Source organism: Nostocoides jenkinsii Ben 74, from assembly GCF_001046875.1.
Classification (GTDB): domain Bacteria; phylum Actinomycetota; class Actinomycetes; order Actinomycetales; family Dermatophilaceae; genus Nostocoides_A; species Nostocoides_A jenkinsii.
In genome coordinates this window covers 2133006-2142466 of record NZ_HF571038.1, presented here as the reverse complement: position 1 = coordinate 2142466, position 9461 = coordinate 2133006, and the positions used below count along the sequence as shown (strand labels likewise).

Below are 9461 nucleotides of genomic sequence, written 5' to 3'. Positions count from 1 at the left end.
CCTTCACATCCACCCACTTGCTCCGCGGCGTGGGCGCCTGCGTTGGGGCCCACCTTCACATCCGCCCGACTTGCTCTGTTCGCTCAGCGGCGAACACCTGGAATACGTATGCCGCCGCGTCGGCTGCCGCCTGCGCGTAGCCGCTACCCCCGCCTCAGTCCATTGGTATTCAAAATCTCCGGCCGTCCTGGCCGTCCCAGTAAGATGTGCCGGATGCTCAGCCCGGAACAGCAGGACCGCGTCGTCGCCCTGACCCAGGACTTCGCGCGCGAGGGGCGGACGGAGGATCTGGCCGACTTCCTCGACCACGGAGTGCCCGTGGATCTGCAGGATGGTGACGGCAACAGCTTGCTGATGCTCGCGGCATACAACGGGCAAGGCGAAACCGTGGCGATGCTCTTGGAGCGCGGCGCGGATGCCAACCTGCGCAATAGCCGCGACCAGTCGCCGGTGGCCGGGGCGATCTTCAAGGGCGAGGACGCGATCGTCGCGCTGCTCGTCGCCGCCGGCGCTGATCTCAACGCCGGCACCCCGACTGCGCGCCAGGCGGCGCAACTTTTCGGTCGCGGACACCTGCTCCCCGAGCGGGATGTATGACGCGGCGCGCGAGATAGCGAAGGGCCCGGGCGCACTTCCGCACCCGGGCCCCTCGTCGCTCAGATCAGAGCAGGTCGCCGTCGAAGTCGGGACCAGACTCTAGGTCGTCCATGCCCGCCTTCGGGGCCTCGCCGGCACCGAGGGCGCGGATGGCCTCGGTGACGCCTGCGCCATACGCCGGGTCGGCGCTGGTGCAGTTGGCGATATGGCGGTCGATCGTCTCCTGCGAGGCGCCCGAGATCGCGCGAGCGGTGTTCTCGAAGAGCCGCTGCTTTTGGGCGTCGGTGAAGGAGTTGAACAGCGCCCGCGGCTGGCTGAAGTAGTCGTCGTCGTCCTCGCGGAAGTTGAACCGGTCGGCGAAGGGGTCGATCTTCAGGCCCGGCTCACGGAACTGCGGCTGCTCCTGCCAGCGCCCGTAGGAGTTGGGCTCGATACCCGGCGTCGGCTCGGAGTGGATCCGCATGGCACCGTCGCGGTGGTAGGAGTTGGTGCCGGGCGCTCCCTTGGGGGAGTTCACCGGGATCTGGTGGTGGTTGACGCCGAGGCGGTAGCGCTGCGCGTCGCCATACGAGAAGAGGCGACCCTGCAGCATACGGTCAGGCGAAAAACCAATGCCGGGAACGACATTCGCGGGGGAGAAGGCCGACTGCTCGACCTCGGCGTGGTAGTTGTCCGCATTGCGGTTCAGCTCCCACTCACCGACCTCGATCAGCGGGTAGTCCGCCTTCGGCCACACCTTGGTCAGATCGAACGGGTGATAGGGCACCTTCTCGGCGTCGGCCTCGGGCATGACCTGGACATACATCTTCCACTTCGGGAAGTCGCCCGCCTCGATCGCGTCGAAGAGCGCGCGCTGGCTCGACTCGCGGTCGCCGGCGATGATGTCGGCGGACTGCTGGTCGGTGAGATTCTTCAGGCCCTGCTGGCTGCGGTGGTGGAATTTCACCCAGTAGCGCTCGCCGGCCTCGTTGTAGAACGAGTAAGTGTGGCTGGAGAAGCCGTTCATGAAGCGGTAGTCCGCCGGGATGCCGCGGTCCGACATCACGATGGTGACCTGGTGCAGCGCCTCGGGCAGGTTGGTCCAGAAGTCCCAGTTGTTCTCGGCATTGCGCAGGTTGGTCTTCGGGTCGCGCTTGACGGCGTGGTTGAGGTCGGGGAATTTCAGCGGGTCGCGGAAGAAGAAGACCGGAGTGTTGTTGCCGACGATGTCCCAGTTGCCCTGGTCGGTATAGAACTTCACCGCAAAGCCGCGGATGTCGCGCTCGGCGTCGGCGGCGCCGCGCTCACCGGCGACGGTGGAGAAGCGCACGAAGAGCTCGGTCTGCTTGCCGATCTCGCGGAAGATCGAGGCGCCGGTGTATGCCGTGATGTCACCGGTGACCGTGAAGGTGCCATAGGCGCCGGAGCCCTTGGCGTGCATGCGTCGCTCCGGGATGACCTCGCGGTCGAAGTGGGCGAGCTTCTCGAGGAACCAGACATCTTGCAACAACAAGGGTCCGCGGGCACCCGCGGTCATGCTGTTCTGGTTCTCCCACACGGGAGCGCCGGCGACCGTGGTCAGTGGGGCGGTGTTGCCAGGGTTCTGGCGGGGGCCGGAGACTGACATTGTGGCAAGGACCTCCTAGTCCTGTTGTGTTGGAGCGGAATTCGGTGTTAGAGCGGAAGCTTGGCAGTTGGGGCACAGGCCCCAATAGATGACCTCGGCCTCGTCGACGACGAAGCCGTGGTCGGTGGTCTCGGTTTCCAAACAGGGTCGTATGCCCGTGGCGCACGGCACGTCGACCAGGGTGCCGCAGCCGCGGCATACCAAGTGGTGGTGGTTGTCGCCGCCGTCGAGTTCGTAGCGCGCGGGCGCGCCGGCGGGCTCGATGCGCCGCACGAGGCCGGCGTCGGTGAGGACGCGCAGCACGTCATACACGGCCTGGGTCGAGACTCTGCCGAGCCGCGCGCGCAGCCGCCGGGCGAGCGAGTCCACGTCAACGTGTCCCGCCTCGCGGAGCTCCGCTAGCGCCGCCACGCGGGGACCCGTCACCCTCAGCCCGGCCCCACGGAGCACGGTGGCCGGCTCGGTGTCGAGAGGGAAGGGCATACCCTCACCTTGGCACGTAATCTGGAATGTTTCAAGATTTCATCCGGCGTGCCTACGATGTGACGTATGCCGCAGCCCCTCGCCTCCGTGGTCGACATCCGGACCTTCCCCGAGAAGGACCAGCCTGGAGTCCACCTCGATGAGGTTCTGATTGAGACCGAGGGCCTGGCCGGTGATCGGCGCAAGAAGTCGCCGGTGCACGCGATCGCGCAGGCGGACGCCGCGGACACGCGGGCCAACCTCGTCCTCACCCTCGACCCCGAGCGACTGCTGGACCTGGTGGGCCAGACGGTCTCCCTCGGCGGCGCGCGCCTGACGATTGTGCGGCAGGCGGGCAATTGCGCCGGTGTGTATGCCGATGTCGTCACCCCGGGCACGGTCGCCCGCGGGGATCAGATGTATGCCGAGCCCGTCTCGGACACCCCACGAAGTTCTCCGCTCGTCCCGCCCACGCAGAGCGTGGGACCCAGCTCTGATACTTCGCCGTGACCCCGTCCACGACTTTCGCAACACGGCCTAGTCCCGGGCTCGTCCCGTGCCGACGGTCAGCCGCGATTCGCGGCGATGCGATCGCGATACCAGGCGAAGGAGTCCTTGGGCGTCCGGGTCAGGGTGTCGAAGTCGACGTGGATCAGGCCGAAACGCTGGGCGTAGCCATCGGCCCACTCGAAGTTGTCCAGTAGCGACCACTGGAAGTAGCCCCGAACGTCGGCGCCTTGGTCGATGGCATCTCCGAGCGCGTCGAGGTGATTAGCCACGTAGTCGATCCGCCGACTGTCGGCGACGCGACCGACGGAGTCCGGACCGGTGTTGTCGGAGCAGCCGTTCTCGGTGATGTAGATCGGGGGGAGGCGATCGCCATACCGCTGGGTGAGTTGAACGACTAACTCCCGCAGCCCATCCGGGACGACCGGCCAATCGAAGTCGGTTCGTGGGTAGCCCTCGATCCGCCGGAAGAAGTAGGGGAGCCCGGTGGACTCGGCGGCCTCGCCGGGGCCGGGCGTCGCCGCCGCCAGCACCGGGTTGTAGTAGTTGACGCCATAGGAGTCGAGGGGCGCACTGATCAGTTGAAGGTCTTCGGCGACCGGCCCGGGGAGCATGTCCCCGAGCCCCTCCGGATAGGCGCCGAGGAGGATGGGTTCGGCAAACAGCCGGTTGAAGGTCGCGTCGCAGAATGCGGCGGCAGCCTCATCCTCGGGCGACTCGGAGGCGGCCCAGACGGGGGAGTGGTGGTTCGCGCAGCCGATCGAGGCGGCACCTGCCGCGCGCAGAGCGGCGACCGCGAGGCCGTGGCCCAGGAGCAGATGATGCGCGACCGGCAGCGCGCCCAGCCCTAGAGCCCGTCCGGGGGCGTGCGCGCCGGTGCCGTAGCCGAGATAGGTCACAACATTGGGTTCGTTGACGGGGAACCACATGTCAGCGCGGTCGGCGAGACGGTCGGCAACCACCGCAGCATACTCGCCGAAGGCCAGCGCCGTGTCGCGTTCCAGCCACCCCCCGGCCGCCTCCAGCGGGCTCGGCAGATCCCAATGGAAGAGCGTCGGACATGGCCGAATCCCGTGCGCGAGAAGGCCATCCACGAGCCGGTCGTAGTAATCGAGGCCCGCCTGGTTGACCTGCCCGCGCCCCTGTGGGAGCACCCGTGGCCACGCGACGGAGAAGCGGTAGGCCGCGATCCCCAGCTCCGCCATCGCCGCGATGTCGTCGCCGCTGCGGTGGAAGCTGTCGCAGGCAACCGCACCCGAGGAGCCGTCGGCGATGACACCGGGCCGGTCACAGAAGTCATCCCAGACACTGCGCCCGCGCCCGTCCTCGCTGACGCCTCCCTCGATCTGATAGCTGGCCGTCGAGACGCCGAACACGAAATCCGCGGGAAGGGTGCCCATCCCCGCAGGCTAGTCCGTGGTCTTAGCGGGTCGTCATCGACGAGGCGCCCGCGGCGACGGCGTCAGCCGCACCGGACAGGCCCAGGCTGCGGAGCAGGCCGGCGGCGGTCGCGCTGCCAGCGTCCATCCTGGCCGGCGACCGCAGCAGCGCGTCGAGCGCCGGCGGCAGCGTGTAGCGCAGCACTGGCGTGTTGGCCCCCTCTGTCGAAAGGTAGATCGTGTTATCCGTGGCGATCGCCAAGCCCTCACCCTGCGGCTGACTGGGCAACTGAGCCGACCCGAGCAACTGCATCGACGGGAAGCCGTAGACATACACCCGCCCGTAGCTGCGCAGCAGTACGTGCTGTCCGTCCGGCGTGAAGGCACCGTCGGTGATGAGGCCCTTGACCTGCGCCACCTTCACGAGTTTATTGACGACACCGCTACGCAGCGGCGGCACCGAATAGAGGGCGGCGCCCGTCGTCTGCTTGGTGACGATGTAGAGCGCCTCATTGCCGGGCTGGACCAGGAGCGTCTCGGCATTGTGGGGCCCATTGGGGTATGCCGCGAGGTAGCGCTCCGGGGTCACCGTGGCCGTCCCGGTCCTACTGGGCACGCGAATGAGAGCGATCTTGCTGCGGGTGGAGGCGTTGTCGCCGATGTCGCCGACCCAGATGTAGCCGGATGTCATTGAGGGAGCCACCGCTTCGGTGTCGCGCGGCTTGGGCTTCCAGTTGGTGACACCGACCGTCTTACCGGTCCCGTCCACGGTGAAGATCCGCCCCACATCGCCGGAGTCGTTGACCGTCACGAAGACACCATTGCGCGCGACCAAGCCGCTGGATTCGTTGATCCGAGTGTCGGTGAAGCGGAATTGCACCGTGGCGGCACGCCCGGCGTCGTCGGCGCCCAGTCCACTGGCGGCCGGGCTCGCGGCCTGCCGCCCGGTGGACGTCAGGCTGGTGGCGGGCCCGCTCGACGTGCAGGCAAGCAGTGCCACGACAGCCGAACCGGTCAATGTACGCAAGAAGGCACGAGGTGTCACGCGTCATGACGGTAACACCGGTTTCTGAACGTTCCGAATCGTCGTGGCGCAGGTCGGAGCGGGTCGAAGGGGAGCCACACCTAGGATTCAGACATGGCGACTGACGTGCATCCACCCGCGCCGGACGCAGCGACCGGCGGTGGATTCCAGCCAGCGGCGGGGGTCGAGACGGCGGCAGATTTCGCTGGGGCAAGCGACGGTTTCGCCCGGTTGTGGACCCCGCATCGGATGGCCTACATCCGCGGCGAGCGCCCCGATCCCACCGGGGGCGAGGGGTGCCCGTTTTGTGTCGCGCCGACGCGCGAGGATGCCGCGGGCCTCATCGTGCACCGTGGGCGCCACTGCTACGTCGTGATGAATCTGTTCCCCTACAACCCCGGCCACGTGCTGATCTGTCCTTACCGGCATGTGTCGCTCTATGTCGATCTCACCGACGACGAGTCGGCGGAGTTCACGGCTCTGACCAAGGCGGCCCTGACGGCGCTGCGGGCCGCGTCGGCGCCGCACGGCTTCAATATCGGGATGAATCAGGGCGAGGTGGCCGGGGCCGGGGTCGCCGCGCACCTGCACCAGCATGTCGTCCCGCGGTGGGGTGGGGACGCCAATTTCCTGCCGATCATTGCGCAGACGAAGGCGCTGCCTGCCCTGCTGGAGGACGTACGCTCGCAACTCGTCGCGGCCTGGCCGACCACGCCGGAATCCGCGCCGCCAGCATGAACGCCACGCCACCGGCATGATCGCCACGGGGCGGCTGCACCGGCTGAGCCCTTCGAGTCATTACCCTTAGCCCACCATGCTCAATCGATTCGCCCGGGCCTTCTTCACGAAACTGTTCACGCCCGTCGCCAGGCTGCTCCTGAAGCTCGGGATCAGCCCGGACGTCGTGACCATCGTCGGGACCATCGGCGTCTGCGCCGGAGCGCTCCTGTTCTATCCGCGCCACGAGTTCTTCGTCGGCACCCTCGTGATCACGGCCTTCGTTTTCTCCGACACCATCGACGGCGTGATGGCGCGCATGTCGGGTCGGTCGGGCAAGTGGGGCGCCTACCTCGACTCCACCCTCGACCGGCTCGGGGACGCGGCCATCTTCGGTGGCCTCGTTCTTTGGTATGCCGGGGACGGCAACGACATCCTCATGGCCGGCCTGGCGTTGGCCTGCCTCATCCTCGGCAGCGTCGTCAGCTATGCCAAGGCGCGCGCCGAGGGTCTGGGTATGACCGCGAACGTCGGGATTGCCGAGCGCGCCGATCGGCTCGTGGCGACCCTAGTGACGACCGGTCTGGTCGGGTTGTTCCTGCCCGAAATCGTCCTGACCATCGTCTTGGCCCTGCTCGCACTTGCGAGTCTCGTCACGATCATCCAGCGCATGTGGGCCGTGCGGGTCCAGGCCCTGGCGGAGGCGTGAGCGGACTCGCGGAGCTCGCCACCACCGCCGGAATTCGCCTCGGGAAGGCGGGGGTGGGCGCGATGCCGGAGGCCGCGGCATACGCCCTCTTTGATCGGTTCGCCGATGCGGCCTATCTGCGCGGCGGGGATCAGCCCGCGCGGCTGCGGGCGAACTACGCCCGGGTGCGACCGGAACTCGGTCGCCGCGAACTCGACGCACTCGTCGGGGCGGGACTGCGGTCCTACCTGCGCTATTACTGCGAGGCACTGCGGCTGCAGCACCTAACACGAGCCCAGATCGACGCGCGGGTGAGCGTCGTCGGCGACGGGCCGGTCCGCGAGCAGCTTGCAGCGGGCCGTCCGGTCGTCTGCTTCTTGGGGCACATGGGCAACTGGGATCTGGCCGGGGCGTGGTGCTCCCGCGCGCTCGGGCGCGTCGTGACCGTGGCCGAGCGACTGAAGCCGGCGGAGGTCTTCGAGGAGTTCCTGGCCTTCCGCACCTCCTTGGGTATGACGATCATCCCCCTCACCGGGGCAGGGGATCCGTTCGCGGCGCTGCGCGCCGAGGCCAAGGGTCCAGTGATGATCCCCCTCCTGGCCGATCGGGATCTCACCGGCGGCGGGGTCGAGGTCGACTTCGTCGGACATCGGGCGCGTATGGCCGTGGGGCCAGCCGCGCTCGCGCTCACCACGGGGGCTGCGCTGCATCCGGTCACCATCCGGCACGTGCGGCGCGGGCCATGGGCGTGGGGCATCGAGATCACCTTTCACCCGCAGGTTCTCGCGCCCCCTGCGGGCAATACTCGGGCCAAGGTCGTCGCGATGACCCAAGACTGCGCCCGGGCACTCGAGGGGGCGGTGACGCGGCATACGGCCGATTGGCACATGTTTCAGAAGGTCTTTGTTGACGAGGCGGCGCTCTGATGCGCGTGGGCATCGTCTGCCCCTACAGCTTCGACGTGCCGGGCGGGGTGCAATTCCACGTCCGCGACCTCGCGGAATACCTGCTCGACGCCGGACATCATGCCTCCGTGTTGGCGCCCGCGGAGGACGCCGATGCTGTGCCTGACTATCTGGTTTCGTGCGGACGAGCGGTGCCGGTTCGCTACAACGGCTCGGTCGCGCGTCTCAACTTCGGTCCCGTGACCGCGGCGCGAGTGAAGCGCTGGCTCAGCGAGGGCGAGTTCGATGTGCTGCACATCCATGAGCCAGTGACACCGAGTGCGGGAGTGCTTGCGCTGTGGGCAGCGACCGGACCGATCGTGGCGACCTTCCACACGTCGAATCTGCGGTCGCGGGCAATGCAGGCGGCGTTCCCGCTGCTGCGACCCTCGCTGGAGAAGATCACGGGTCGGATCGCGGTGAGCGAGGATGCGCGGCGCACGGTCACGACACACCTGGGTGGGGATGCCGTCGTGATCCCGAATGGGGTGAAGGTCGCCGACTTTGCGCAGGCCTCTCCGGACCCGCGCTGGGTTGGGAAGCCGCAACGACCCACGATCGCCTTCCTCGGCCGGATCGACGAGCCGCGCAAGGGATTGCAGGTGCTCAGTGCCGCCTTCGATGACGTCCTGCGCGTCCATCCCGGCGCCCGGCTGGTGATCGCCGGGCCGGGGTCGGTGGAGCAGGCTCGCGAGCGCATGAGTCGGCGAGTGGCCGAGGCGAGCGAGTTCCTCGGCCTGGTCACCGATGCCGACAAGGCGGCCTTGTTTGCGTCCGCGGATGTGTATGCCGCGCCCCAGACCGGCGGGGAAAGCTTCGGCATCGTCTTGGTCGAGGCCATGGCGGCTGGCGCCCCGGTCATCGCCAGCGACCTGACGGCGTTTACGCGGGTGCTGACACCGGGGCCGGGGCTCGAACCAGCCGGGCGGTTGTTCGCCAACGAGGACGCTCGGGCTCTGGGCGCGGGCATCGTTGGGCTGCTAGGGGATCCCGCTGAGCGGCAACGGTTCTCGGCGGCCGGCCGGCTGCGGGCCGCCGATTTTGACTGGTCCGTCGTGGCCGAAGACATCCTGGCGGTCTACGAGACCGTCGCGCACGCGGGAGGACGGTGACAACTCATGGAAACGATGACGTGGGTGGTGCTCGGGATCGCGGTGCTCTTGGCCGCGGCGTGGTACCTCTCCTACAGCGCCGCCCGGCTCGATCGACTCCACGCCCAGGTCGAAGGCGCGCTGTCAGCGCTCGACGCGCATCTGGTGCGCCGTGCCGAGGCGACCTTGGAACTGGCCAATAGCGGTGCGCTCGATCCCGCGTCGGCGCTCCTGCTGGCGGGCGCGGCATCCGAGTCGTTGGAGAGAACGACCGCCCGGTTGCGCGAGGACGACCTGCTGGACGGGCAGCATTTCGGGGGTCGGGAAAGTGTCGAGTCCGAGCTCACCCAGGCGTTGACAATGGCGCTGACGCCGCCCGTCGTGGCCTCGATCCTGGCGCAGGACGGGCTCGCGTCGGATGCTCTCGAACGCGTCGAGGCGGCCGG

The 9461-nt window shown here is 68.1% G+C and carries 11 protein-coding genes; 7 read left to right on the top strand and 4 right to left on the bottom strand.

Annotated elements, in window-relative coordinates; translation table 11 throughout:
- The first annotated feature begins 213 nt into the window (after positions 1-213).
- Complete coding sequence (locus BN13_RS10100; RefSeq protein ID WP_048546515.1) at positions 214-597, top strand: ankyrin repeat domain-containing protein; 384 nt, start codon at positions 214-216, stop codon at positions 595-597.
- A 64-nt stretch (positions 598-661) separates the two neighbouring features.
- Here BN13_RS10100 and BN13_RS10095 read toward each other — a convergent pair whose 3' ends face one another.
- Complete coding sequence (locus BN13_RS10095; protein ID WP_048546513.1) at positions 662-2203, bottom strand: catalase; 1542 nt, start codon at positions 2201-2203, stop codon at positions 662-664.
- A gap of 15 nt (positions 2204-2218) precedes the next feature.
- On the bottom strand, positions 2219-2686 hold the full coding sequence (locus BN13_RS10090; protein WP_048546512.1) for a Fur family transcriptional regulator: 468 nt from the start codon (positions 2684-2686) through the stop codon (positions 2219-2221).
- 66 nt (positions 2687-2752) lie between these two features.
- On the opposite strand from BN13_RS10090, the gene BN13_RS10085 reads away from it, so the two are divergent.
- Positions 2753-3175 (top strand): hypothetical protein, encoded by a 423-nt coding sequence (locus tag BN13_RS10085; RefSeq protein WP_048546506.1) that lies wholly within the window; start codon positions 2753-2755, stop codon positions 3173-3175.
- A 56-nt stretch (positions 3176-3231) separates the two neighbouring features.
- Here BN13_RS10085 and BN13_RS10080 read toward each other — a convergent pair whose 3' ends face one another.
- Both BN13_RS10080 and BN13_RS10075 read right to left on the bottom strand, forming a co-directional pair.
- On the bottom strand, positions 3232-4572 hold the full coding sequence (locus BN13_RS10080) for a GH1 family beta-glucosidase (RefSeq protein WP_048546504.1): 1341 nt from the start codon (positions 4570-4572) through the stop codon (positions 3232-3234).
- Between the two features lie 22 nt (positions 4573-4594).
- Positions 4595-5596 carry a hypothetical protein gene (locus BN13_RS10075; protein ID WP_157038540.1) on the bottom strand — a complete coding sequence of 334 codons (1002 nt, stop codon included), beginning with the start codon at positions 5594-5596 and terminating at the stop codon, positions 4595-4597.
- 93 nt (positions 5597-5689) lie between these two features.
- Here BN13_RS10075 and BN13_RS10070 point away from each other — a divergent pair, with 93 nt between their 5' ends.
- The 5 genes from BN13_RS10070 to BN13_RS19610 form a co-directional block, all read left to right on the top strand.
- Positions 5690-6313 carry an HIT family protein gene (locus BN13_RS10070; RefSeq protein WP_084733682.1) on the top strand — a complete coding sequence of 208 codons (624 nt, stop codon included), beginning with the start codon at positions 5690-5692 and terminating at the stop codon, positions 6311-6313.
- A gap of 76 nt (positions 6314-6389) precedes the next feature.
- Positions 6390-7001, top strand: a complete 612-nt coding sequence (gene pgsA / locus BN13_RS10065) for a phosphatidylinositol phosphate synthase (RefSeq protein ID WP_048546500.1) — start codon at positions 6390-6392, stop codon at positions 6999-7001.
- Positions 6998-7906 (top strand): phosphatidylinositol mannoside acyltransferase, encoded by a 909-nt coding sequence (locus tag BN13_RS10060; protein ID WP_048546498.1) that lies wholly within the window; start codon positions 6998-7000, stop codon positions 7904-7906. The genes pgsA and BN13_RS10060 overlap by 4 nt, the downstream gene beginning before the upstream one ends.
- A complete protein-coding gene (locus BN13_RS10055; RefSeq protein ID WP_048546496.1) occupies positions 7906-9036 on the top strand; it encodes a glycosyltransferase family 4 protein in 1131 nt (376 codons plus the stop codon). Before BN13_RS10060 ends, BN13_RS10055 begins: the two co-directional genes overlap by 1 nt.
- A gap of 6 nt (positions 9037-9042) precedes the next feature.
- Positions 9043-9461: hypothetical protein (locus tag BN13_RS19610; RefSeq protein WP_053079772.1), on the top strand; the 419-nt coding region annotated here is incomplete at its 3' end.

What these genes read in the sequence shown, in the direction of transcription:
- BN13_RS10085 (WP_048546506.1), top strand. Translation starts at nt 2,753, where the DNA reads ATGCCGCAGCCCCTCGCCTCCGTGGTCGACATCCGGACCTTCCCCGAG.
- BN13_RS10100 (WP_048546515.1), top strand. Translation starts at nt 214, where the DNA reads ATGCTCAGCCCGGAACAGCAGGACCGCGTCGTCGCCCTGACCCAGGAC.
- BN13_RS10055 (WP_048546496.1), top strand. Translation starts at nt 7,906, where the DNA reads ATGCGCGTGGGCATCGTCTGCCCCTACAGCTTCGACGTGCCGGGCGGG.
- pgsA (WP_048546500.1), top strand. Translation starts at nt 6,390, where the DNA reads ATGCTCAATCGATTCGCCCGGGCCTTCTTCACGAAACTGTTCACGCCC.
- BN13_RS10090 (WP_048546512.1), bottom strand. Translation starts at nt 2,686, where the DNA reads ATGCCCTTCCCTCTCGACACCGAGCCGGCCACCGTGCTCCGTGGGGCC.
- BN13_RS10095 (WP_048546513.1), bottom strand. Translation starts at nt 2,203, where the DNA reads ATGTCAGTCTCCGGCCCCCGCCAGAACCCTGGCAACACCGCCCCACTG.
- BN13_RS10080 (WP_048546504.1), bottom strand. Translation starts at nt 4,572, where the DNA reads ATGGGCACCCTTCCCGCGGATTTCGTGTTCGGCGTCTCGACGGCCAGC.
- BN13_RS10070 (WP_084733682.1), top strand. Translation starts at nt 5,690, where the DNA reads ATGGCGACTGACGTGCATCCACCCGCGCCGGACGCAGCGACCGGCGGT.